The sequence below is a fragment of the Psychrobacter sp. NZS113 genome (assembly GCF_015864825.1).
Classification (GTDB): domain Bacteria; phylum Pseudomonadota; class Gammaproteobacteria; order Pseudomonadales; family Moraxellaceae; genus Psychrobacter.
Map to the genome: position 1 here is coordinate 489,992 of NZ_JADYWL010000001.1, position 22,324 is coordinate 512,315.

The window sequence follows — 22,324 nt, forward strand, 5'->3', positions numbered from 1 at the left end:
TTTACCTGTTAAGTATCCATCCTAAACGTCACGAACTCTTATTTTTTCTAATAAGCCGCCGTGACGTTTTCGTATCTACACTTTATTATCACTATTTGCTAAGGTCTATTCATGAGTGAACAATCTGTAGCCAGTATTATCACCTCTGACGAAAACGCTTCGTTATTAACCAATCATCAGCTAGCAGATAAGACGCTGATTATCTTTGATTGGGATGGTACATTGATGGACTCAATCGGTTTAATCGTTGAGTCGATGCATGTGGCAGGGCAGGCGCATGGGTTTCAGACGACAGATAAAGCCGTGCAGGACATCATTGGCCTTAGCCTAATGAATGGCATTGAGATTTTGTATCCGCAAGCAAGTGAGTCGCAGAAGCTGGCTATTCAACAAAGCTATGCAGAGTACTATATTGCCAATAGTCACAGTACACCGCTTTTTGCGCCTATAGAAGATATGTTGCAGACTTTGCAGCAGCAGGGTAAAAAACTAGCGGTCGCAACTGGTAAAAAGCGAAAAGGTTTAGATCGTGTGTTAGATGCTTCAGAGAGTCATCATTACTTTGTGATGACGCGCTGTGCCGATGAAGCAGGCTCGAAACCTGATCCACAGATGCTTATTGATATTCTGAATTATACGCAGAAGCAAATTTCTGATGCCGTATTTATCGGAGACAGCATCTATGATATTCAAATGGCGACTCAGCTAGGCATGACCAGCATAGCGGTGGATTATGGTACAGCATCTAATGCTGAGCTTGCCGCGCAGCAGCCTACTTATCAGGTTGATACACCAGAAGCACTGGCTAAACTCTTATGTGGATAATATCAATTTGAGTGGCTTAGCTATTTAATAGTGTCGCTACAATATGCTCTCTGTGACAATAAAAAAGGGTTTATCGATAATAACGATAAACCCTTTTTATGGAAAGCCATGAGAGTTATTTGCTCTCGTTTTGAGCACCTTCTTTTTCAACACTGTCTTTTTCAGCGCTATCTTTTTCAATAGCGTCTTCTAGCTCTTCGCCTTCTAGTAATGCAAAAGAGGACTCAATAATTTTGTCTGCATCAAGCTGGTACTCATACCAGTTGCCCATGATGCCAGCTAACTCATCAAGGCCTTCTTTTCTCAAAGCTGAAAATAGCTGAATAGTACAATTTAACCCCAGCTCCTTTAGCCTTTTACGAGTATTCAGTAGAGCATTCTTGGACGCGCCATATTTCAGTTTATCTGCTTTGGTTAGCAAGATATGTACTGGCAGTTCGCCATCATTTGCCCAGCGTAGCATTTGCTCATCAAAGAATTTTAATGGATGACGAATGTCAGTCATCAGTACCAAACCTGCAAGGCTTGAGCGTGATACGAGATATTCCTCTAACTCGACCTGCCATTCTTTTTTCATCTCAAGCGGTACCGCTGCATAGCCATAACCAGGCAAATCGACCAATCTTCGATCGTTATCACCGATACTAAAAAAGTTAATCATCTGCGTACGGCCAGGTGTCTTAGACGAACGTGCTAGTTGACGCTGATTGGTCAAGGCATTGATAGCAGAGGATTTACCAGCGTTTGAACGCCCGGCAAAAGCAACTTCTAACCCCATGTCAGGTGGGCAAAGACGAAAAGTAGGTGCTGACATCAAAAATTCAGTTTGCTGAATCTTTTGACGGGATTTGGTGTTGAACACCGCATGTTCGGCGGCGACATCTGTAAACGGGGTATTCATAAATGGCTCATTAATCTTAAAAATTGGATACGATTATAAAATTTGATTTAGCTGGTTGTGAAAGCGGTGCAGACGGCAAAAGACAGAGCAAAGTTTTGCATTGCTACTTTTAGTGCCCATGTGTCGTAAAAGCAGTCGTTTCAAATTACTGACCATTCTATACTATTAGTGGTCTTACTTATTGAAATAACTGCGATTAACATCATATAAGTAGCAACATAACATTAAAGTCATGAGTACAAGTAATCGCTATACCAGACACACTACCAAAACGAAACTCGATTTATCTATATTTAGGTGATATATATTGTTACAATATCAATAAGATACAGTAAATAGAAGACGTTTAATAGGAAGAGTGATTAAACGAATAAGATAGCAAAAGGGGGGGTATATGATTTCAATCACCATGATTTTTAGCCAAGCTCGCCGTGTTTTAATAGCTAGTGTCTCGACATTACTGCTAAGCACCGTCATTATGACCAACGTAAACGCTGCTGATACCGCCACGACCTATAGTAACTCATGTGCCGCCTGTCACGATAGTGGCGCGCTAAATGCGATTAAGAAAGGTGATAGTGCGAAATGGCAGCAACTCATAAAGCAAAAAAGTATGCCAACGCTGATCAATTCAGTCAAAAGCGGTATGGTTCAAATGCCTGCTGGTGGCCTCTGTGATGCTTGTAGTGATGATGATTACCGTAAGCTCATTGAATATATGAGCAAGTAACAGATGCGGGAATAAGACAAAGTCATACCAAATAAAGCGCTAGGTTTTACGACCTTTATGCGCTTTTTATTTTTTGTGAACATCTTGGTGTACTTTGTTAGAAAAACTGACCGATGTGACGATTAAGTAGGCAAATGCTACAAAGTCTTGCTATAATAATCGAAAATAAACCCTGATGTTAGTAAGTACTTTCAGATTGTTTGTGGCCAAGACCTTAAATCATATACTTGCCTTGCTAATTATAAGGCAGTTTGTATCAGGTATCTTATTAGTACACTCATTCTCAATAATACTTACACCGAGTTAGTAGGATTTGTATCAATGAAAAAGTTAATCGCTGCTGCCAGCTTATGCGTTGCAAGTTTCAGCGTACAAGCTGCTATTATTGTTCCTGAACACGACGTCAATGCTGGTAAGCAAATCGCAGAAACCGTATGTGCTGCCTGTCATGGTGCTACTGGTGTTAGTGTTGTCCCTGCGCAGCCTAACTTAGGTGGCCAAAACGTCAAATATCTTTATAAACAGCTGGTCAATTTTAAAGCGGGTTACCGCAAGAATGGCATCATGCAATCGCAAGTTGCGAACTTATCGCAGCAAGACTTGGCCAATGTGGCTGGTTACTATGCTAGCCAAGCGCCTTGGGGTGTTGGCTTCGGTAATCCTGCGACCAATCAAGCAGCTTCTAAGTTATTCTTAGGTGGTGACAAATCACGCGGCGTTATCGGCTGTGCGGGTTGTCATGGGCCAGATGCTGCTGGTAATACTTGGGCAGCATTTCCAAAGCTAGGTGGTCAGCACGCAGAATACATATCTACTCAGCTAAAACTCTTCCGTGCCGCTGGTCGTGTCGATGATATCGATAGTGATGACCAAAAGCGAGTTAACGATGCAGCGAAAGAAGGCGAGATGGGTATGATGCAGACAGTTGCGTCGAAACTATCGGATCATGATATTCGTATCTTGGCAGACTACGTCAGTGCTGTTCACTAATTTATCAATACTTTTTATGAGTACGTAGTGCATGCTTTGTAAGTACTGCTGCTGAGCTCTAAACCGTATAGCCGTCATTGTTTTATTATTAAACCCCGATTTCGGGGTTTTTTTATAACTATTCATCCCTTATATTATAGGGGCAGTATATATACAGGTACTCATCCTTGTGCCGTATAATTATAAACTATCGTTATTCACTTTATATCAAACTCAAAAAGTACGATTAGCTGTGTCAAAGTTGTTAGCCTGTGCTGCATAGCGCTTATGGTTCTCGCTACTCTAATTTTTGTGAATGATATTAGCTCGTTTGGATTTAGATTATGATGATCCGTTATGCCTCTTATTTTATCGCAGCCCTGCTACCATTACTGCTGTTCCGTTGGTTTGCACCTGCATCTGTTGGCGAGATTGATTTCTGGCTACTTTGGTTACTAGCAATGGTATTGGTATCGTTGCCAGTCGTTTATGCTGAAATAGCTTTAGCCTATCGCAGTGTTGAAGCACCATTAGCAGGAATGCAAAAGCTGACTCGTGAAGCAGATGCCAGTCCAATATGGCGTAGTTTTGGTTGGTTGGCAGCACTAGTAGCTATCATTATCGCAGCATTGGTCGTATCTGGCGCAAGCTCTGGCATATTAGGAGCACTGAGTGACCTGAATAGCACACCTGATGTACCAAGCTTTGCAGTTGCTGCAGGCTTAATGGTCATTGCTCTGTTATTAAGTTTAGTGGGCGTTGCACCTTTACCAATTGGACTGGGGTTGATGGTTGTCGGTCTAGTACTAGGTGTGGCAAATGGTCTACCTAGTATCGACTTTGCTATGACTGACATTAGCTTAAATGAATGGGCACGTGCGGTGGCGTTAGCGCTAGTGAGTGTTGGTGCAGGGACTGGCTTGTACTGGTTCGGTCAAAACCTAGTAACCAAACAGACGGCAACAGCGGTAGATGCCGACAATTATAACGCGCAAACGCCTGCTCGTAGTCGTGTGACAGCTGAGTATCGTGCAACGAAATTGGTACTACCGATTTGGATATTGCAGTTAATCGTTGGTGTGGTTGCACTATTAATTAGTGGTGTGTCATTACCACCAATTGGACAGCTGCTATATTGGGTAGGGGTGCTATTCGTCGCAAGCTATTTGCTACATTATAGTACGCAACAGTTGGCACATAAGTTTGGGCTACTGGTCAGCTTGGGATTGACGTTGGTATTAGCACTCGTGTTAGTAGTATCTATTCCAACCACGTGGTTGGTCGGTATTTTGGTCATTATTAGTAGCGTGGCAGTATTGCTGTTATCGATCTTTGCAGGGTGGCAGATGAAAATCAGCCATTTGCGTAAGTCGTTGAACTTCGGTAATGAGGCACTGTATAACTTATGGCGGATAGCGATACGTTTGGTTGTGCCACTCGCACTGCTATTAGCATTGATAGGTTGGGTGATGCAGTGGATAAGCTAACAGCTGATCAAGATAACGGTGTTAATAATAGTGACGTGCTGTCGTCAGAGCAGACCAAGTTAATGACTGTATATTTGGCATATGCTGAAGATGAAAAGCGTCAGCATTACTTAGCGTTACAAGTTAGCCGTGATACCAGTTTGTATGCTGCGCTACAGCAAGCAGGCTGGCTGGTACAGTTTCCAGATTTAGCAAGATGGTGTGATGAGGTTGCTGATATTGTTACGCCGGCTGCTAAACGTTGGCATGTAGGTATCTATGCACAAAAGCAACCGCTTAGCTATCGCTTACAGCCTTTTGACCGTATTGAAGTCTATCGCAGCTTGAGCGCTGATCCTATGTCTCAGCGCAAAAGTAAATCTCGTGGTTAAGTATTTAAGCCTATCACTATTACGAAGCTGGAAGGCTTTCTATACCTTCGATACGACTGACCAAACCATTATCATCAAAATAGATAACTAAGTGTTGGCTAGCATTTTTGACATCAGCAATACCTTTACGGCTGCCTTCTGTCCCTGCTTTATAGTCATAAATATAATCCCAGCGCTTAGGTTCTAAAGTGTCTCTAATGGCTGGGCTACCAAGGATATAAACTACTTGGTTTTGATTCATGCCTACTTGCAGATTTTGCGCTTGCGCCTGAGTTATAGCAGTGCCTTGTGGCAAATCAATCTTATAAACACTCAGTAATGAGCAGCCAGACATAGCGACAGTAGCGCTAAGCATACTGGTGATAATAATCTTGCGTAATGTGCTTGTACTGCTTAACGGACGAAAAGTTAATGTCTTTATCATGGTAAGATGACTCACAAGAAATGAATTAGGCGCGGCCAAAGTTGGTTGGTGCTGTTCTGACCGACAATCTTGGACAAATGATACGTCATTTACTTGCAATTTCCTACCACTTACGACATTATTTACCAAACGCTACCTGAGTGATGTTATCATTTATATTTTAAATTCATATACTTGCATAAGTATTTATTGAAAAATAATAGACTAATAATTCATTCGGAATAAGTAAGTTTACTGTTCTTAAAATACTTCATATATAATCAAAATAATCGTTAACGGTTATTTATCTCATATTTTTGGTTCTTTATTTGCTAAGACTGTTACAGTCAGAAGGGATATTATGGCTTCTTTTACCAATCAAGATTTACGTAAAGCCGGATTAAAGGTTACGTTACCTCGCATCAAAATTTTAGAGCTGCTAGAAAGTGCGGCGCTGCATCACATGAGTGCAGAAGAGGTCTACAAGGCGTTGATTGAACAAGGCGAAGATGTTGGCCTAGCGACTGTGTACCGAGTGCTCACGCAGTTCGAGCAAGCGGGTATCGTTGAACGTCATAACTTTGAAAATAATTTGTCAGTGTTTGAAATTACCCAAGAAGGTCATCATGACCATCTAGTTTGTGATGTTTGTGGAAAAATCGTAGAGTTTCATAATGAGGTAATCGAAGAAGAGCAGCTAAAAGTTGCAGAGAAGCATGGCTTTAAGCTATCAGGTCATTCATTGGTACTATATGGTATCTGTGATGAGCAGGAATGTCAGGATAGTATCAAATAACCATCTTTGATTTTTCAATACTCTCAACGACAAATCATTTATCACAGCTTGTAACGATCTTTGAAATAGCAAAAAAGCCCTCATTATTAATAATGAGGGCTTTTTTGCGTTAAATAGTCCATATGTTCTAGCAAAGACACCATTGCCACCTCTAGTAACTAATTCAAGTAACTAATAGCATTTAGGTAATATTTAAAGATAAACTGTCAGCACCTTCATCTAGATTACCTGTACTATTTTTGCTATTCAGCTTAATTTGAAGGCGTAAGTCGTTAGGCGAGTCAGCATGGAGAATGGCTTCTTTATACGTGATTTCTCCTTGCTCATATAAGTCAAAAAGCGCCTGATCAAAAGTCTGCATACCGCTATCACGTGAGCGTTTCATGACATCTTTAATCTCATGAACTTCACCTTTACGAATATAATCACTGATGAGCTGTGAGTTCAGCAGAATCTCAATAGCAGCACGGCGTCCCTTACCATCAGGTGTTGGAATGAGTTGCTGCGCGATGATTGCTTGCAAGTTAAGTGACAAATCCATAAATAGCTGATTGTGGCGATTTGCTTCAAAGAAGTGAATAATACGGTCAATAGCCTGGTTGGCATTGTTAGCGTGCAAAGTTGCAAAAACCAAATGACCCGTTTCTGCATATTGAATGGCGTAGCTCATGACTTCACGGTTACGAATTTCACCAATCAAGATAACATCAGGTGCTTGGCGCAATGTGTTTTTTAGACCTGCTTCAAATGAGTGGGTATCTATACCGACTTCGCGCTGGGTAATGATACATCCACGATGTTTATGGACAAACTCAATAGGGTCTTCGATAGTGATAATATGGCCGTGAGAGTGTTGATTACGATGTCCTATCATTGAGGCAAGCGTAGTAGATTTACCAGTACCGGTTGCGCCCACAAGTAAGATGATACCGCGTTTTTTCATTGCCAGCTCTTTTAGCGCTGGTGGTAAACGTAGCTCTTCGACGGTTGGGATTTTATTTTCGATTTTTCGTAAAATCATTCCTGCCATATCACGCTGTATAAAGGCACTGACACGAAAACGGGCTTGTTGTGCTTCATCTGCAATAGCAAACTGACACTCGTTGGTTTCTTCAAACTCTTTTATCTGACTGGGTGTCATGACACCTTTAACCAATCGCATGGTTTGCTCTGAGCTTAAGGGCGTTTTACCCACAGGCAGAATTTTCCCATTTACCTTCATAGAAGGTGCTACATCAGCGGTAATAAAAAGGTCAGAGCCGTTTTTATTGATCATTAACTGTAATAGTTTATCAATGTCCATATCGTACCTGCATTCGACGTAAAGCGATTAAGAGAATATCTAAAATCATGATTGAAAGATCACTAATGATGAAAAATAAAAACAATGCTACAAAAATGCATCAGGCTGTTTAGCATAAGGACGGGCAACATCTTTACTGATCGTACCTTTTGACACTAGGTTTTTAAGTGTCTGATCTAGCGTAATCATTCCATCGCCTGCACCGGTTTGGATAGCAGAATACATCTGAGCGATTTTATTTTCACGTATTAAGTTACGAATAGCAGGAGTGCCTAGCATAATCTCATGTGCTGCAACACGTCCACCTGCCTGACGGCGTAGCAGCGTTTGTGATACAACGGCTTGGAGTGATTCTGATAACATGGCACGAATCATGTCTTTTTCTGCTGCAGGAAACACATCGATGACACGGTCAATCGTTTTTGCCGCTGAGCTGGTGTGTAGTGTGCCAAACACTAAGTGACCAGTTTCTGCTGCAGTCAATGCCAAACGAATGGTCTCAAGGTCACGTAGCTCACCAACCAAAATAATATCCGGATCTTCACGCAATGCAGAACGCAGAGCAGGCTCAAACCCTAACGTGTCACGGTGAACTTCACGTTGGTTGATCAGACTCTTTTTGGATTCGTGAACAAATTCGATAGGGTCTTCAATAGTTAGGATATGCTCTTTACGACTTTCATTGATATAATCAATCATGGCCGCTAGCGTTGTTGATTTACCAGAACCTGTTGGACCAGTGACCAGTACCACGCCACGCTTTAAGTCTGAGATGCGTTTGAATACTTCGCCCATACCCAGATCTTCCATGGTCAAAACCTTGGAAGGAATGGTACGAAAAACAGCGCCAGCTCCGCGATTTTGATTAAAAGCATTTACTCGGAAACGGGCTAAATTAGGAATTTCAAAAGAGAAATCTGTCTCAAAGAATTCCTCAAAGTCAGCACGTTGCTTATCGTTCATAATGTCATAGATGAGCTGATGTACGACTTGGTGAGTCATGTCTGGCATATTAATACGTGTCATTTCACCATCGACACGAATCATGGCAGGCATACCGGCTGAAATATGTAAATCTGATGCTTTGTGCTTAACGGTAAAGCGTAGCAAATCTTCGATGCTTAAGTTGTTTTTTTCAGCCATAATCAGGTATTCCTATCAATCAATAAGGGTAGGACAAAAGAGCGTAAAGGTGCGTGGTTAATTATCGATAAAAGATCTGTCTTAGGTCTATTCTATCAGTAAAATATAATTTGGAATTTTTACCATTATTACTATATTCAGTAGTATATGTTAAACCATGTAACAATATAATAACAAGACTACTGACATTTAACCATCTACTACGCTAAGAAAATATAAATTATTCATTTACGTACTTAATCTATATATTTATAGATTTCGAATTCATCTAGATAGAAAGATGGTTGTAATCAATTCGACTATGTCCAACAAGAGCTATTGGCAAAAAATAAAAAACAACTGATTTAAAAACTGATTAAATTATCCTTGTGAGTAATATATGAACAAAACTGAAAATAATATTGATGATTCAAACCTTATTGAGAACTGGCAACAAGTCAGTCAGCAGCTACAACAAGCATGTGATAATGCTAGAAGACAATCTGATAGCGTTATATTGTTAGCTGTTTCCAAAACCAAGCCAGCCAGTATGGTTTCTGCTTTGATCCAAAAAGGACAACGTCATTTTGGTGAAAACTATCTACAAGAAGCCCTAGAAAAAATTAATGTGTTGAAATCAAAACCTGAAGGTAAGGGAATAGTTTGGCATTATATTGGCAGTATTCAACGTAACAAGACCCGCGATATTGCTGAGAGTTTTGATTGGGTGCAAACGGTTGAGCGTGACATTATTGCCAAACGTTTAAATGATCAACGTCCAGCTGAGCTACCACCACTTAATGTACTGATTCAATTAAATATCGATGATGAAGAGAGTAAATCAGGTTGCTTGCCAGAACAGCTACCTGAATTGGTAAACACTATAAAGGCATATGATCGCCTACAGTTACGTGGTTTGATGATCATTCCTGCGAAGTCAGATACCGATGCATTTGCTCGTACCAAGCAGTTATTTGAAGAGATCAAAGAAAAGTATCCAGAGCTAAATGGTTGGGATACACTGAGTATGGGTATGAGTGGTGATATGACTGAAGCCATAGCCAATGGTTCGACGATGGTGCGCGTTGGCACTGCCATATTTGGTGCACGAGCTTGATCTTAATTTACCCACGCTAGATAGTAGATAGGGTATGTCATCAATCATATGACGAAAATAAAAATGCTTTGACTGATGACATTATCCTAATTTCTTTCAGTACTATTTATCAGGTGCTATTTATTAAACAACCTCATCGATTTTGGTCACGAGCATTTGAGTGATTTTGAGATTGTCGGTTGCGATAATCTCAAATCGATAATTGGCATACTCGACAGTGTCCGTTTTCTTTGGAATTTTGCGTAGCATATACATCATAAAACCACTGAGTGTCTCATAGTTTTGACTGCGGGGCAGATTAACAATATCTAAAGCACGAACCACGTCTTCAATGGGCGTCATTCCATCGATTAACCACGAGTTATCCGTCCGTTGCACAATGGGCTGTTCTTCTAGCGTTACAAGCTCACCCATGACGATGCTCATCACATCCTTGAGCGTGATGACACCTACGACTAATCCATACTCATTGACGATTACGGCAAAGTCAGCGCCAGTAGATTTGAACATCTCTAACACTTCAAATAAAGATAGAGTATCGGGCACAAAGAGGGCAGGCATCAGTAGCTCTTTGCTCGTTAAGCTAACTTCTTGTTGGTTGAGCACTAACGCGAGAAAGCTGCGTGATTCTACATAACCCACAATATGTTCTAAATCATCGTCATGACAGACTAAGAATTTATTGTGGGGTTGATCAATCATCACCTCGACCACTTTTTCAGTACTTGTCTTGGTATCAAAATAAACAATATTTTCGCGCGGGTTCATCACTGAAGTCACCGTACGTTCTTGCATATCAAAGATGTTTTCTATCAGGTGATGTTCTTGTTTCTTAAGTACCCCTGCTTCAGCTCCTGCATCCATGACCGCATAAATATCTTCTGGTGTCATATCATCCTGACGTGTGGTTGAGACACCTAGCACTTCAAAGAGGAGGTTGGCTGCGCCATCGAATATCCAAATAACGGGTTTGAAGATGAAAATCAATAACATCATGGGTCGTACGAGTCGCACCGCGATAGTTTCAGTGTTTGACATCGCAAAACGTCTGGGCATCAAATCAGCCAGTAGAGAAAATAAGCTGGTGATTAAGATAAAGGCTATGACTGAAGCAACTGCCTCATTATTGAATAACATTAATAAGTAAGGACTGATAGCTGATTCACCCACTGCCCCAGCCAAAATAGCAACAGCGTTCAAAACCACCTGTACGACAGTGATAAAGCTACCAGGGTTGTCCTGCATTTTAAGGACATCCAAGGCACGGACATCTCCTTCTTTTGCCATGATTTGTAGCTTAATTTTGCGACCCGCTGCGATAGCAATCTCGGCAGCAGAGACAAAGGCACTTAGAGCCAGTAATAGAATAAGAAAGACACTAGCAGTTAGCAAACTCATGACATACTCGGTAAAAAAGATAGGGGTTAATAATAAAAGTGGTAATTGATGTTAAAAAAGAAGTGGTAAACATTGAAAGGAAGTAATGGTTTATAAAAACTCAACTTATAGAACCTAAAAAAGCTGGGCAAGCACCCAGCTAATCATTAATCAATTCAGTTTTTATAAAAAAGCAGGCTATCAGCGCCGCCTAACTCTTAGGTAATAGAAGTTAGGCAAATAGAGACGCTGAATGTTGTTTAGCCTTTAATTGACCATTTATTTACTAATGGATAGCGGCGTTCACGTCCAAAAGCTTTGTGGCTAATTTTAGTGCCAATCGGTGATTGCAAACGTTTGTACTCGCTATTGTCTACCATTTGAATGACCTTTGTGACCATCTCAGCATCAAAGCCTTTATCAATAATATCTTGATAGCCCATGTCCTCATCGATATATGACATAAGGATACTGTCTAGGACATCATAGTCAGGTAAGCTGTCTTGATCTTTTTGATCTGGACGCAATTCAGCAGATGGTGGACGAGTAATAACGCGCTCAGGAATAACAGGGGTATCTTCTAAGCGGTTGCGATAGCTGGCTAATTTATAGACCTGTGATTTATAAACATCTTTTAGGACGTCGAAGCCGCCTGCCATATCGCCGTATAACGTCGAGTAGCCAACTGCCAATTCAGACTTGTTACCAGTGGTGATGACCAAGTGACCAAATTTATTAGACAATGCCATCAGAACCACACCACGCGCACGTGCTTGGATGTTTTCTTCGGTGGTGTCTGCTGGTGACTTGTTAAATAGAGGTGCTAGGGTATGACGGATACCTTCGACAGCATCAAAGATAGGACAAACGGTATAAGACACATTCAAACGACGTGCCTGTGCTTGTGCATCTTCTAAGCTGATTTGAGACGTATATTCGTAAGGCATCATCACCGCGTATACCTTGTCAGCACCCAACGCGTCAACTGCGATACATAGCGTCAATGCTGAATCAATACCACCTGATAGGCCAACGATAATGCCAGAAAATCCTGAGTGGTTTACATAGTCACGTAAGCCCACGACCAATGCTTGATACATCTCTGATTCACGGCTCAATGTCAAAGGTGCTTTGGCTTGGCTATCAAACTTAGCCGTTTTGACATCTAAAGTCGCTAGCAGTAACTGATTCATAAAGCGCGGTGCTTCATGTGCGACACTACCATCAGCTTGTACGGCCATAGAGCCACCATCAAATACTAAATCGTCTTGTCCGCCAACGGCGTTGACATAAACGATAGGTAAGTTGTTTTCACGGCTGCGTTTGGCAAGCATGGTTTTACGGTTTTCTTGTTTTTCGATCTCAAAAGGTGACGCATTTAAGCTAACAACGAGATCAGCCCCTTGCTTTTTCAGCTCAGCAATTGGGCCTTTTTCCCATAGGTCTTCACAAATGAGTAGGCCGATAGTGATGCCTTTATAGTCAAACAAGACTTGATTACGACCTTTATCAAAATAACGACGCTCATCAAAAACGCCATAATTTGGTAAGATTTGCTTATGATAAAAGCCTTTCTGATGGCCGTTATGTAGGATAGCAGCAGAGTTAAACGTGCCATGATGATCGACATGGGGATAGCCAACAATCATTACGATATCGTTGATATCACTTAAGCTAGATAAAGCGCTTTTGACGCGACCCGATAAGCTTGGGCGTAGTAACAAATCTTGTGGAGGATAGCCAAGTAGTGCTAGCTCTGGAAAGATAATGACATCAGCACCTTGCTCGCGTGCTTCTAATGCTAATGTACGCATTTTTTCGGCATTGGCAGTGATATCACCAACCAAGAAATGTGATTGGGCCAAAGCAAAAGTAACGGTGTCTTGTGGTTTCTTAGTCTTGTTGGCCTCGGTTGAGGGGTTTGTATTGGGATTATCAGTGTCTTTTGACATTTTTATTGTTCCTATCGATATATTATTTAAAATTTGATGGGTCAGTATTGATTTAAAATAAAATCAAAGTAAGTCCGAAATTAACTAAAAATAGCACTTTTTCATATCGAGTTCTAATATTGAACCTATATGATGAGCTTAAATTATGCGTAGGCTTTTTATATGACGTTGGCAAAATACAGTGCTGACGAACGCTTACGCATAATATCCAAAATTATGACGCCGCTCTAAAGGTTAGATCTTATGATAGTCTATAGAAGGGCGATAAAAGAGGGTTGTGGCATATAGTTTGAAAAATACTGTGTTTGTATAACGGTCAAAATAAATAAGGCCAAACAAACTTAACTATATTGAAAAGCTTAAAATAATGACTTTAGTATAACATCAATTGTCGCGACAAATAGAACGCGCCAGTGAATTACCTTACAAGGTATTGCTTTAGAGTGTGAATGTAGAATCAGTTATTAATGTATTGTTTTTACATACTAAACCCATGTATTGGCTTCTATCTATTCGTGTCATCATCTAGTAAGCTTACGCATAGAAAGTTGTAAGTAAAGATTACAACATAGCGTTATAATAGTCATCGTATTTTGTTGCATAATAAGCGCTGATAATCGCTGTATTTTTATCTCACGTTAGTCAAAATTATAGCCAATAAGTATGCTACGGTGTCCTATGATCTAATGCTTTCAAATTAGATTCTTATCCGTATATTTATGTTGGTGATTTACAACCCTCGCTAATGAATGCAATTTATGGACAACGTCTATAATTTGCGGTTCATCTCACATTTATAAACTCGTCAGCATAATCATAATAGGTCTTTGCTGTCTGTACTTGGTTTATACGCTATGATTGAAAATTGGACAAAAGAGTTTATTATTCAGCGCTTACTGGCCATTACCTTATTGGTTGTGCTGTTTGTACTGTGTTTTCAGGTGATACAGTTTTTTATCGTGCCAGCACTGTGGGCAGCGATTTTAGCGTATGTGACTTTTCCTGTTTATAACTTTTTTTATGAAAAAGTAAAGCTGAGTCCTAATGTCAGCGCTACTATCATGACGATGAGTATCTCGTTAATGATAGGCGTACCACTTGTCATTGGTGTGTTTATCCTACAGCAAGAGGCGCTCAGTTTAATCAGTAATTTGATATATCGTATAAAGGTTGGCTATTTAGATGTGCCTGATTCTGTTAAAGATTTGCCTATCCTCGGTCAGCAAGTCAAAGATGTACTATGGAGAATCAATAAAAACCCTGAAGGGACGTTAGAGACGTTTCGCCTTTGGGTGCAGTCACATTTATATTATGGCAAAGTCGCCTTTGATGTGGTGTTTAGCGGTCTTGCCAAGTTAGGCATGGCACTGATGACGTTGTTTTTCTTTTATCGTGATGGTACCAGCTTGGTTCGCCAGATCCGTCAAGCACTGCGTAATATCATTGGCAATCGCATTGATGGTTATATTGACTCTGTGGGTACGACCACGCGTGCCGTGGTTTATGGTATTGGCTTGACAGCATTGGCACAGGCAATACTAGCAGGTGTCGGTTATTACTTCGCCAGTGCGCCAAGTCCGATTTTATTGACTATTATAACCTTTATTATCGCATTGATTCCGTTTGGTACCCCATTCGCTTGGGGCGCTGTCTCTATTTGGTTAATGAGTCAAGGTCATACGACAGAAGGTATTGGATTGGCACTATGGGGTGTATTGGTGATCAGCTGGGTTGATAACTTAATCCGTCCTATTGTGATTAGTGGTGCGACCAAAATTCCTTTTATTATTATTTTTATCGGTGTGCTAGGTGGTTTGACAGCTTTTGGTTTTGTTGGTCTGTTTATTGGGCCTGTGGTATTGGCCATAGGACTTGCCGTTTGGCGTGAATGGATATCGCAGCATAAAAACGAAATATTTGCGCCACAAGAGATAGAATTGTCTGATGACGACGCATTGCCACCAGTGAATGAGTCGCAATAAATAACAGCGATTCTACTACTAGAACCACTATTATTTGACTATGTTATAAAAACGATGAAGGGTAGGGTGAATACTATTAATCATATTACTATTTTGGCTGATAGCAATATCGCCAGTTTGGACAAGTTTTTTAACGCCTCTAGACTTGGTCAGGCATCGGAGCAGGCTGTAGATATCATCACCGTTTCTGGACGAGATATCAACGCGTCATTACTTGCAGAACTGCAACCTAATATTCTGTTGATACGTTCTGTTACTCAAGTGAATGAGGTATTGCTGGCGAATAACGACAGTGTTCAGTTTGTGGGTTCTGCAACCATCGGTACGGATCATGTCGATCAAGATTATTTAATGCAGCGCCATATCACTTTTGCCAATGCCGCTGGCTGTAGTAAGCATTCTGTCGCGCAGTATGTACTGACAGCCGCATTAACGTTGCGTCCGCAGTATTGGCAGCAATCAATCACTCTCGGTATCATCGGTCTGGGCAATATTGGTAGTACGCTTGCCCAGTATGCCAATGATTTGGGCTGGCAAGTATTGGGTTATGATCCATTATTACCAAAATCCAAGATTAATAATGCCAGTTTAGAGCAGGTACTTAGCCAAAGCGATGTAGTCAGTTTGCATGTGCCTTTAACAGACGAGAAGAATGATGTACATCCTAGAGGCAGCGAGTATCCAACACGGCATCTCATTGATGCAGATACATTGGCTATGATACCTGCTGATACAATACTGATTAATAGCTCGCGTGGGCCTGTGATTGAGGCAGATGCGCTGGTAGCAGATATTGAGCGTACTGGGCGACAAGTGGTGCTTGATGTGTTTGAGCAAGAGCCTCAAATATCTGAGCAATTATTATCCAAGCTTGCCTTTGCCACTCCGCATATCGCTGGCTACACGGTAGAAGGTAAGCTGCGTGGTACGCAAATCATTTATGATGCGCTATGTGAGAAACTGGCCGTTATACCTACCCAAACGATGCACGCGCTATTACCGCTTAATTTATTTCTATGGTCTGAATTAAAAGCACATCCTGACAGACTGATAAAGTTTTATGATATTGAGCAAGATGATGCCTCATTGAGAAGCAAAGAAATTGATGGGCAGATAAATGGTGCTGACTTTGATGGTTTGAGACGTGATTATCATTTACGTCGTGAATGGCAGTTTTAAAAAATCTAAACACCCAATTACCAAACCGATTATTTATCAATCGCAGTAGATAACAAATGACTCAAGCAAATAACATTTATTCGCAGCCGATTACTTCTAAGCCTATTAGTTCTAAGACTAGCTATGCACCGACCATGACATTGGCGATGGCGCAGCAGCGTGCGCAGTTTATGAGTAATATCCGTCAGTTTTTTGCTAAGCGACAAGTGTTAGAGGTGCAGACACCGCTACTGTCACAAGCGGGTAATACGGATACTTTTTTGCAGTCAGTCGCCGCGCAGGTCACTTATAAAGATAAACCCCAAACCTATTATTTGCATACGTCACCTGAATTCGCTATGAAGCGTTTATTGGCCAGCTGGCAGGTGCCTATTTATCAGATTTGTCCTGTTTTTCGAGACAATGAAATAGGGGTACGACACAATATCGAATTCACCATGCTCGAATGGTATCAGCCAAACTATAGCCTAGATGATATAGCGACTGAACTGGGTGAGCTATTAGAAGCGCTTTATGGTAATGCGGTCGTAATGAGCCACTACCGTTATGTTGATGCTTTTATGGATTTTGTCGGTATCCATCCACTAACCGCTAGTCTGGCCACACTACAAGCAGTAGCAGAAGATAAAGGCTTAACAGGTTTCGACTTTAATAGTGAGTTGAGCAGCGCAGTAAATACGGAAGAAGACCGTCGCCAGAGCTGGCTAGATTTGTTATTCAGTCATGCAGTTGAGCCAAATTTAGGTCATGATTTACCGACATTGATTATAGAGTATCCACTAGCGACGGCCGCATTGGCAAAAACAGCTTTGGATAAAGACGGTAATAAAATTGCTAAACGTTTTGAGCTCTATATCAATGGTATTGAGATTGCCAACGCTTATGATGAGTTGGCAGATGGGCAAGCGTTAAAAGAGCGTTTTGAGCAAGATAACCAATTGCGCCAGCGTCATAACCTGCCACAAATGCCAATCGATGAGCATCTACTAGCGGCATCTGATGATTTGATACCTTGTAGTGGTATTGCTGTCGGCGTAGATAGGCTACTAATGGTTATCACAGGAACTAGCAGCCTAGAGGAAGTGATTCCGTTTCCGAGTGGTTTGGCATAGTTACTCTTTAGAGGCTAAATATTATTATTTACTTAATAATCTATTCTCAAACGACAGCCATAAAAAAGCGAGTAAACCTTTCGGCTTACTCGCTTTTCTGCTTCAATGATTATAACTTTGCGATAGCTTCACCAATGGCTGTCTCACCATTTTGCATGCTAAAGACGGTCTTGATAGTATTGTCTGCCTTTAATACAGCTGCCAAAGTAGTGGCGACATCCTCAATCGAATTTTCGCCTGAGCTGTCATTATTAACAGTAATTTTGCCAGTGGCTTCACGCTCTTTTAGCGCGCCTGCCTGTACGATGGTGTAGTCCAAAGTGCTATTGTTGATTAACCATTGGTCAGCATAATGTTTACAGATATAGTATTCTTTTAAGTCGGCAATTTTATCCCATTTACTGGTATCTAATGAGAATACAGTGCTAAGCATAATATAGCGTTTGATGCCTTTGTCTTGTGTCGCTTGAATGGTCTTAACTGCACCATGTAAGTCTACTTCTAAGACGTCTTTGCCACCTGAGCCTGCAACAAAATAAACAGCATCAATATCTTTATCAATTTGCTTTTGAATCGCGTCTTTTTCAGCCGTAATGTCTAAATCTAACTGGCTATAATTGTCATCTTTGAATAGCTTTTCTTCCTGACGGGTAGTACCAATCACTTGATGGTCGTCAGCCAATAACTGCTTAACCAAATCAGTGCCTACTCGACCACTTGCGCCAATTACTAAAATTTTCATCGTCATTCCTATTTTTATTTACGTTATCTTTATTTAAAAACTAAACATAGAGTAACAAGAATAGGCGGTACGCTTCGTTATGAAGCGTGCCGTTTGCATAGTGTTTGGTTATATAGTGTATAGGGTTTGCAAGGAGAGAAATAAAACAGGTAGCTCTAATAATGGACGTTAGTATGGTAAAAAATCAGATGAAAAATGTCTGGTGAATGTTAGAAGTTAACGCACCAATTTATTTAATCCATCGGCAAACGCTTTTTTGTCACGATCACCGTAGGGTTTCTGTCCGCTCATCTCTTGCAGTTCTAAGACACCAGTACCACGCATGGTGTCCATAAAATCGCGCATATTGAGCTTTTGCTTGATATTATTTTTATCGTAGATCACACCGCGAGTGGTCAAAACCATGCCACCTTTGTCCAAAATATCATTGGCTAACGGTATGTCGCTGGTAATGGCCAGATCGCCTGGCTGTATTTGCTCAACGATATAATCATCGGCCTTATCAAACCCTGACGGCACCACTGTCATAGTGAGCAGTGGTGACTTGCGCAGTTTAATCGACTGATTGGCGACGAATATCGCCATGGTTTGTGTGCGTTCAGCCGTTTTGATGATCAAGTCTTTGGCTATCAATGGTACTGAATCCGCATCCACCCAAATCTGCATTATTTCTTAGCCTTTTCTGTTTTCGACTTAGCGTTGATAGCTTTATCTGAATGGCTGTCTTCAATACTGACTTCTGTATTTTCTATAGCAGTGTCAGTTTCAGTCGTGGTTAGACTCGCTTCCACTTTTGGCTGGCTATCAATCGCAGAAGGTTTTTTCTCAAGTCCCATTTTATTGGGTAGAGTCGCGACGAGCTTGGCTAAAGCAGGCTCTAAATCGGCCACATCGTTCGGCATTAGAGTAATATGCGCAATCTTACGATCGTCACGTTCTTCTTTGTGGTAGCTATGATAGTGCGCACCATCTATATCTAGCACGGTGCTGATATCAGGATATTGTCCTAAGATATTGAGCATAATCGCTGGGTGTACATTATCCGTATCACCTAGTGGTAGGTTGACGACTGCGCGAATGTGGTTTTCAAATTGACTGGTAATGGCTCCTTCAATACTCCAATGTCCAGAGTTATGTACGCGCGGCGCAATTTCATTAGCAAGTAACGCATCATTACCACGCGCGTCTTTGGTCACAAATAACTCAAGCGCCATGACACCAACATAGTCTAAGTGGTTCATGACGGTGGTAATAGCATCAGTTGCTTGCTTAAGCAAATGGCTAGTTCCAACAGCAGGGGCTTGGGTTTTGGCTAAAATGCCATGGTGATGATGGTTTTCGACCAAGTCATAGCAGCGAACCTGACCGTTTTGTGCACGTGTCGCAATCATAGATACTTCACGGCTAAAGTTAATAAAACCTTCGGCAATCAATGGTGCTGGTGTCGGTGTGAGTGAGCCTTTTCCAGTGACTGCGTCTTTGAGATCTTGCCAAGCAGCTTTAATATCACTGTCTTGTTTGATGAGGAACTGACCTTTACCATCATAACCGCCGCGGCTAGTTTTTAGAACGATAGGCAGCCCTAGTTCATTACAAGCTTGCTTTAATTCAGCTTCAGAATTGACAGCCATAAAGGGTACGGTGGCAATATCAAGCGTGTTAAACATCTGCTTTTCTTTTAAGCGATCTTGCGCAATATCAAGCGCAATCAATGGTGGAAACATGCCTTGCTTGCTACCAGACTTCGATAAGGCAGTAAGCTGCTCGACAGTTGCTGTCGGAGTGTTTTCAAACTCGAGCGTAAAAACATCAGCGGCTTCGATAAATGCTTCTAATTGCTCACTGTGAAACACGCGACCGTATAGGCTGGCAGGGCAGTCAGTGCTGTCTTCTAAAAAAACACATTGGTAGCCTAGCGGCATGGCTGCTTCGGCAAGCATCATACCAAGCTGACCACCGCCTAAAATACCGATGGTACGAATGGTTTGGGTAACAGGATAAGCGTTTGCTGTAGTCATGGCAGGCTCTTTGAATAAAAGTGAATAAGGTTTGTGTATATTAAAATATAAAAATCAATAGGTTAAAATAGGAAAAGGTGCACTGTATGCACCTTATATCTAGTAAGATTTTCTTGAAAATACAACGTGATAGCTTTTATTTTTGGGCTACCAATATTAAAGACTCTGCTATAAAAGCCAGTCAGTCTATACGCAACTAGGCATTGATAATACCTGGCGTTGGACTAGCAAGAATGGTTTCAGTTTGAGACTGTCGCATCTGATCTAGCTTAATAGCAATCGTGTCATCATGCAAGGCTAAGACTTGAATCGCAAGTAGAGCAGCATTATAAGCACCAGCTGAGCCAATTGCTAATGTCCCAACGGCGACACCTTTCGGCATTTGCACGATAGACAGTAAGCTATCCCAACCGCTGAGCATAGATGATTTTACAGGAACACCAAAGACAGGTAGTGGTGTTTGGCTGGCACACATACCAGGTAAGTGCGCCGCGCCGCCTGCACCAGCGATGATAACTTGTAAGCCGTTACCTTTTGCATTTTTGGCATAATCAAACAGTCTATCAGGCGTACGATGTGCCGAGACCACTTCGCATTCAAAAGCGATATCAAAATCTGCCAGTAATTGGGCAGCGGCGCTCATGGTCGCCCAATCAGACTGTGAGCCCATGATAATGCCAACTTTTGGTTGACCAGCAGGAGAGGTGATAGGTCCGTTTTGCTCAACAGTGTTAACAGTTGCCGATGTGGTGCTCATGCGTTGATATCCTCAAAAAGACCATCATACAAAAATTTAGCCGCCTTCGTAAAGCCAAGTTTACGGTTTAATACGATAGATGCATCAATATCGCTAATATTATGGGTTTATATGGATATTTTTATCATGGCGATATTGTATGAAGTTGCTGGCTCGTAATGGTAGCGGCTGCTCGGTATCGAACTGATAGCAAGTAAGGTAGCCACTGTCTACTGCTGCCGAATAGTCGGTACAGGCGACTTGTTGGCTCAGTGGTTCGGGCATGCCAGTTAACCAATAATGGCCGACAAATACAGGTTTATGCGTCTTTAGAGCAAAGTCGATGTTTTCGGCCATTGCATCTTTTGGTATTTGAGCCATTGCTGATGAAGGCGCACGCGAAATCTCATGCAGTGTGCGCGACTCTAACTCATCAAGCCACCAACGTACCCGCACACGTGAGCGTTCAGTACCTTCCTTATCGACCATGACCAAACCATCAGGCAGTGGGGTTTCTACACCTTTTAATACGCGCTCTAAAGCGTCGAAATGTACGGTATCTTCTTTGGCGGTGGCGATTAAGCCTTGTGGCGTTAGGCAGTTATTATCAGTCAATGATGGTTTTAGCATCGCCATACTATCTACATCCCAACAGGCATGCACAAAACAAGCGTAGTCAGTTTCAATCCATAATGGAATTTCATATAACCGCTGTAGCCAATATTGATGGCTCTCTGAACCAAATGGTAATTCGGCTAAGAATGCTTCATGTTGACGTGTATGCACCTCATTGTGCGAACGCAGATATTGAGTAGGACTATCAGGATCAGGTGTAGCAAAAGCCAGCGCATTGTATTCATGGTTGCCCATTACCGCATCAGCCACATCCGCATCTAGCATAGCAAATACAATCTCTAGTGTTGCGACTTGCTGTGAGCCACGGTCGATTAAATCACCGATGAATAGGGCTCGATGACCTGCTGGCGGTATAAAGCACTCACCATTATGAACATACCCTAACTGTAGTAGCAAGCCGACCAATTTGTCTGCGTAGCCGTGAATATCACCGATAATATCTATAATCATAATTAACTATCAAATCTTAATATATATAAAGTCGAAGAATACGAAACTGATAAGGCTAAGATAACTACTGTCTACAATAATTTCAGAAAGCTACTATCGTTAAAAGTTATGGTCGT

At 41.5% G+C, this 22,324-nt stretch carries 21 protein-coding genes; 10 read left to right on the plus strand and 11 right to left on the minus strand.

Annotated elements, in window-relative coordinates; translation table 11 throughout:
* Positions 1 to 111: 111 nt before the first annotated feature.
* On the plus strand, positions 112 to 825 hold the full coding sequence (locus I6E61_RS02085; RefSeq protein WP_197129000.1) for an HAD-IA family hydrolase: 714 nt from the start codon (positions 112 to 114) through the stop codon (positions 823 to 825).
* A gap of 115 nt (positions 826 to 940) precedes the next feature.
* On the opposite strand, the gene yihA is transcribed toward I6E61_RS02085, so the two are convergent.
* On the minus strand, positions 941 to 1,726 hold the full coding sequence (yihA, locus tag I6E61_RS02090) for a ribosome biogenesis GTP-binding protein YihA/YsxC (protein ID WP_197129002.1): 786 nt from the start codon (positions 1,724 to 1,726) through the stop codon (positions 941 to 943).
* Between the two features lie 394 nt (positions 1,727 to 2,120).
* Here yihA and I6E61_RS02095 point away from each other — a divergent pair, with 394 nt between their 5' ends.
* The 4 genes from I6E61_RS02095 to I6E61_RS02110 all read left to right on the plus strand — a co-directional run bounded on the left by I6E61_RS02095 (position 2,121) and on the right by I6E61_RS02110 (position 5,283).
* Positions 2,121 to 2,456: a cytochrome c5 family protein gene (locus tag I6E61_RS02095; protein WP_197129005.1), complete on the plus strand. Its 336-nt coding sequence runs from the start codon at positions 2,121 to 2,123 to the stop codon at positions 2,454 to 2,456.
* Positions 2,457 to 2,777: 321 nt separating this feature from the next.
* Entirely contained in the window at positions 2,778 to 3,446 is a 669-nt protein-coding gene (locus I6E61_RS02100) for a cytochrome c (RefSeq protein ID WP_197129007.1), read from the plus strand.
* A 323-nt stretch (positions 3,447 to 3,769) separates the two neighbouring features.
* Positions 3,770 to 4,912: a hypothetical protein gene (locus I6E61_RS02105; protein ID WP_197129010.1), complete on the plus strand. Its 1,143-nt coding sequence runs from the start codon at positions 3,770 to 3,772 to the stop codon at positions 4,910 to 4,912.
* Positions 4,900 to 5,283: an RnfH family protein gene (locus I6E61_RS02110; protein ID WP_320158560.1), complete on the plus strand. Its 384-nt coding sequence runs from the start codon at positions 4,900 to 4,902 to the stop codon at positions 5,281 to 5,283. The genes I6E61_RS02105 and I6E61_RS02110 overlap by 13 nt, the downstream gene beginning before the upstream one ends.
* Positions 5,284 to 5,302: 19 nt before the next feature.
* Here I6E61_RS02110 and I6E61_RS02115 read toward each other — a convergent pair whose 3' ends face one another.
* Positions 5,303 to 5,722, minus strand: coding sequence for an outer membrane protein assembly factor BamE (locus I6E61_RS02115; protein ID WP_197129013.1), 420 nt, complete (start codon positions 5,720 to 5,722; stop codon positions 5,303 to 5,305).
* Between the two features lie 325 nt (positions 5,723 to 6,047).
* On the opposite strand from I6E61_RS02115, the gene fur reads away from it, so the two are divergent.
* The gene (fur, locus tag I6E61_RS02120; protein ID WP_110921825.1) at positions 6,048 to 6,482 is read left to right on the plus strand and encodes a ferric iron uptake transcriptional regulator; all 435 of its coding nucleotides are present in this window, start codon (positions 6,048 to 6,050) and stop codon (positions 6,480 to 6,482) included.
* A 181-nt stretch (positions 6,483 to 6,663) separates the two neighbouring features.
* Here fur and I6E61_RS02125 read toward each other — a convergent pair whose 3' ends face one another.
* Positions 6,664 to 7,785: a PilT/PilU family type 4a pilus ATPase gene (locus I6E61_RS02125; RefSeq protein WP_197129015.1), complete on the minus strand. Its 1,122-nt coding sequence runs from the start codon at positions 7,783 to 7,785 to the stop codon at positions 6,664 to 6,666.
* Between the two features lie 87 nt (positions 7,786 to 7,872).
* Positions 7,873 to 8,928, minus strand: coding sequence for a type IV pilus twitching motility protein PilT (locus tag I6E61_RS02130; RefSeq protein ID WP_197129018.1), 1,056 nt, complete (start codon positions 8,926 to 8,928; stop codon positions 7,873 to 7,875).
* Between the two features lie 379 nt (positions 8,929 to 9,307).
* On the opposite strand from I6E61_RS02130, the gene I6E61_RS02135 reads away from it, so the two are divergent.
* Positions 9,308 to 10,024, plus strand: a complete 717-nt coding sequence (locus tag I6E61_RS02135; RefSeq protein WP_197129020.1) for a YggS family pyridoxal phosphate-dependent enzyme — start codon at positions 9,308 to 9,310, stop codon at positions 10,022 to 10,024.
* A gap of 123 nt (positions 10,025 to 10,147) precedes the next feature.
* Here I6E61_RS02135 and I6E61_RS02140 read toward each other — a convergent pair whose 3' ends face one another.
* Together I6E61_RS02140 and I6E61_RS02145 are read right to left on the minus strand one after the other, a co-directional pair.
* Positions 10,148 to 11,422, minus strand: coding sequence for a hemolysin family protein (locus I6E61_RS02140; protein ID WP_197129023.1), 1,275 nt, complete (start codon positions 11,420 to 11,422; stop codon positions 10,148 to 10,150).
* A 239-nt stretch (positions 11,423 to 11,661) separates the two neighbouring features.
* The gene (locus tag I6E61_RS02145) at positions 11,662 to 13,353 is read right to left on the minus strand and encodes an NAD+ synthase (protein ID WP_197129026.1); all 1,692 of its coding nucleotides are present in this window, start codon (positions 13,351 to 13,353) and stop codon (positions 11,662 to 11,664) included.
* Positions 13,354 to 14,207: 854 nt separating this feature from the next.
* Between I6E61_RS02145 and I6E61_RS02150 the strand changes: the two genes are divergently transcribed.
* From I6E61_RS02150 to epmA, 3 genes are all read left to right on the plus strand, one after another.
* Positions 14,208 to 15,335 (plus strand): AI-2E family transporter, encoded by a 1,128-nt coding sequence (locus tag I6E61_RS02150; RefSeq protein WP_197129029.1) that lies wholly within the window; start codon positions 14,208 to 14,210, stop codon positions 15,333 to 15,335.
* A 75-nt stretch (positions 15,336 to 15,410) separates the two neighbouring features.
* A complete protein-coding gene (locus I6E61_RS02155) occupies positions 15,411 to 16,514 on the plus strand; it encodes a 4-phosphoerythronate dehydrogenase (RefSeq protein ID WP_197129478.1) in 1,104 nt (367 codons plus the stop codon).
* Between the two features lie 56 nt (positions 16,515 to 16,570).
* Complete coding sequence (gene epmA, locus I6E61_RS02160; RefSeq protein WP_197129033.1) at positions 16,571 to 17,626, plus strand: EF-P lysine aminoacylase EpmA; 1,056 nt, start codon at positions 16,571 to 16,573, stop codon at positions 17,624 to 17,626.
* A gap of 109 nt (positions 17,627 to 17,735) precedes the next feature.
* Here epmA and I6E61_RS02165 read toward each other — a convergent pair whose 3' ends face one another.
* From I6E61_RS02165 to I6E61_RS02185, 5 genes are all read right to left on the minus strand, one after another.
* The gene (locus tag I6E61_RS02165; RefSeq protein WP_197129035.1) at positions 17,736 to 18,368 is read right to left on the minus strand and encodes an NAD(P)H-binding protein; all 633 of its coding nucleotides are present in this window, start codon (positions 18,366 to 18,368) and stop codon (positions 17,736 to 17,738) included.
* A gap of 216 nt (positions 18,369 to 18,584) precedes the next feature.
* The gene (locus tag I6E61_RS02170; RefSeq protein ID WP_197099776.1) at positions 18,585 to 19,034 is read right to left on the minus strand and encodes a YaiI/YqxD family protein; all 450 of its coding nucleotides are present in this window, start codon (positions 19,032 to 19,034) and stop codon (positions 18,585 to 18,587) included.
* Positions 19,034 to 20,386, minus strand: coding sequence for a 5-(carboxyamino)imidazole ribonucleotide synthase (locus I6E61_RS02175; RefSeq protein ID WP_197129039.1), 1,353 nt, complete (start codon positions 20,384 to 20,386; stop codon positions 19,034 to 19,036). The genes I6E61_RS02170 and I6E61_RS02175 overlap by 1 nt, the downstream gene beginning before the upstream one ends.
* A gap of 196 nt (positions 20,387 to 20,582) precedes the next feature.
* Positions 20,583 to 21,143: a 5-(carboxyamino)imidazole ribonucleotide mutase gene (gene purE, locus I6E61_RS02180; RefSeq protein WP_194195984.1), complete on the minus strand. Its 561-nt coding sequence runs from the start codon at positions 21,141 to 21,143 to the stop codon at positions 20,583 to 20,585.
* 99 nt (positions 21,144 to 21,242) lie between these two features.
* Complete coding sequence (locus tag I6E61_RS02185; protein ID WP_197129042.1) at positions 21,243 to 22,208, minus strand: metallophosphoesterase; 966 nt, start codon at positions 22,206 to 22,208, stop codon at positions 21,243 to 21,245.
* Positions 22,209 to 22,324: the final 116 nt, after the last annotated feature.

Excerpts from the sequence above, each read along its gene's own strand:
- I6E61_RS02085 (WP_197129000.1), top strand. The coding sequence starts at position 112 with ATGAGTGAACAATCTGTAGCCAGTATTATCACCTCTGACGAAAACGCT.
- yihA (WP_197129002.1), bottom strand. The coding sequence starts at position 1,726 with ATGAATACCCCGTTTACAGATGTCGCCGCCGAACATGCGGTGTTCAAC.
- I6E61_RS02095 (WP_197129005.1), top strand. The coding sequence starts at position 2,121 with ATGATTTCAATCACCATGATTTTTAGCCAAGCTCGCCGTGTTTTAATA.
- I6E61_RS02100 (WP_197129007.1), top strand. The coding sequence starts at position 2,778 with ATGAAAAAGTTAATCGCTGCTGCCAGCTTATGCGTTGCAAGTTTCAGC.
- I6E61_RS02105 (WP_197129010.1), top strand. The coding sequence starts at position 3,770 with ATGATGATCCGTTATGCCTCTTATTTTATCGCAGCCCTGCTACCATTA.
- fur (WP_110921825.1), top strand. The coding sequence starts at position 6,048 with ATGGCTTCTTTTACCAATCAAGATTTACGTAAAGCCGGATTAAAGGTT.
- I6E61_RS02125 (WP_197129015.1), bottom strand. The coding sequence starts at position 7,785 with ATGGACATTGATAAACTATTACAGTTAATGATCAATAAAAACGGCTCT.
- I6E61_RS02130 (WP_197129018.1), bottom strand. The coding sequence starts at position 8,928 with ATGGCTGAAAAAAACAACTTAAGCATCGAAGATTTGCTACGCTTTACC.
- I6E61_RS02135 (WP_197129020.1), top strand. The coding sequence starts at position 9,308 with ATGAACAAAACTGAAAATAATATTGATGATTCAAACCTTATTGAGAAC.
- I6E61_RS02140 (WP_197129023.1), bottom strand. The coding sequence starts at position 11,422 with ATGAGTTTGCTAACTGCTAGTGTCTTTCTTATTCTATTACTGGCTCTA.
- I6E61_RS02145 (WP_197129026.1), bottom strand. The coding sequence starts at position 13,353 with ATGTCAAAAGACACTGATAATCCCAATACAAACCCCTCAACCGAGGCC.
- I6E61_RS02150 (WP_197129029.1), top strand. The coding sequence starts at position 14,208 with ATGATTGAAAATTGGACAAAAGAGTTTATTATTCAGCGCTTACTGGCC.
- epmA (WP_197129033.1), top strand. The coding sequence starts at position 16,571 with ATGACTCAAGCAAATAACATTTATTCGCAGCCGATTACTTCTAAGCCT.
- I6E61_RS02165 (WP_197129035.1), bottom strand. The coding sequence starts at position 18,368 with ATGAAAATTTTAGTAATTGGCGCAAGTGGTCGAGTAGGCACTGATTTG.
- I6E61_RS02170 (WP_197099776.1), bottom strand. The coding sequence starts at position 19,034 with ATGCAGATTTGGGTGGATGCGGATTCAGTACCATTGATAGCCAAAGAC.
- I6E61_RS02175 (WP_197129039.1), bottom strand. The coding sequence starts at position 20,386 with ATGACTACAGCAAACGCTTATCCTGTTACCCAAACCATTCGTACCATC.
- purE (WP_194195984.1), bottom strand. The coding sequence starts at position 21,143 with ATGAGCACCACATCGGCAACTGTTAACACTGTTGAGCAAAACGGACCT.
- I6E61_RS02185 (WP_197129042.1), bottom strand. The coding sequence starts at position 22,208 with ATGATTATAGATATTATCGGTGATATTCACGGCTACGCAGACAAATTG.